At 63.3% G+C, this 1,241-nt stretch carries 2 protein-coding genes; both read right to left on the bottom strand.

The features are described from left to right. Positions 1-17: 17 nt before the first annotated feature. Positions 18-800, bottom strand: coding sequence for an IS630 family transposase (locus tag ACYVII_RS19070; protein ID WP_460537923.1), 783 nt, complete (start codon positions 798-800; stop codon positions 18-20). After that, entirely contained in the window at positions 689-1,066 is a 378-nt protein-coding gene (locus ACYVII_RS19075; RefSeq protein WP_460537924.1) for a helix-turn-helix domain-containing protein, read from the bottom strand. The genes ACYVII_RS19070 and ACYVII_RS19075 overlap by 112 nt, the downstream gene beginning before the upstream one ends. Between the last annotated feature and the right edge of the window lie 175 nt (positions 1,067-1,241).

Here is a 1,241-nt window from a genome sequence, read left to right on the forward strand (position 1 = left end):
CTAGTAGCTCGTCGCATCTAAACGCATGGGTATAGGTGGCGGAGTTTCACGCGGGCGTCGGCTGTTGTGAACTGCCAGTCGACTTGCCGCTGGTTTTCGTTGGTGGCGTGTTGCCAGGCGGCGAGCTCGGTGTTCAGCACGTGAAGGTCGTCGATGCGCCGGTTCAGGCATTGCCGTGTCAGGGCGGCCAGTTCGATCTCGGCGATGTTCAGCCAGGAGCCGTGCTTGGGTGTGTAGTGCATCTCCAGCCTCGACGCCAGTGCACGCGCCTTCTGCGGTTCGAAGGCTTCGTAGAGGGATCCGAGGGTGTGGGTGTTCAGGTTGTCCATCACTAGCACGATCCGGTCGGCGTTCGGATAGTCGAGCGTGAGGAGCTGCTCGATCTCTGCCGCCCAGTCGAGGCGGGTGCGTTGGAGCCGGGCATCAACGCGGCGGCGTCCGGCAAGGGGTTCGACCCAGACGAAGATCGAGCAGGTCCCGCGCCGGACGTACTCCGAGTCCTCTTTCCTATCGTGACCCGGTGTCGCCGGGATCGGATCACGGGCGTGCCCGAGCAGCTGGTACGGTTTCTCGTCCATGCAGATCACGGGCACGGACGGGTCGTAAGGCCGGTGGTAGACCTCCAGCACGTCTTCCATCCTGGCGACGAACTCACCATTGGCGTGCGGCGGGATCGTCCAGCACTTCTTCAGGTGAGGACGAAGCCCCCTTTTTTCAGGACGCGTCCGATCGTGGAGTGGTCCAGCGGCGGGATCCCGTCGGTGAGCAGCACCTGTTTCTCCAGCAGCCGCAACGACCACCGTTCGTACCCTTCCGGCGGTTTCGTGCACGCCAACGCGATCACCCGAGCCTCAACATCCCCGGTCACCTTCGCCGGAACCGGCGGGCTCAGGCGCTTCTTACGGCCAATCACCACATCGACATCCCCTGCCGCCTCGGTGAATCGTTTCGCGACCAGATACACCGTGTTCTCCGACACCCCGACCCGCTCAGCCACCACCCGCCGATCCGACGCCGGAACGTCGGCCTCATCCAACTCCAGCAGGATCCTCGCCCTGGCGATCATCCGTGCCGGATGCGTCCCGCGCGAGATCACCCGGCTCAGCCTCGTCCGATCGCCAACACTCAACGTGACAACGAATTCCTTCGGCCTGGGCATGCCACGGCCTCCTCCCGATCAAGTATCAATCGAGAACAGCCAACCAGCCATACCCACTACATTAGACGCGACACGCTACTAG

The sequence above is a fragment of the Humibacter ginsengiterrae genome, assembly GCF_054780115.1.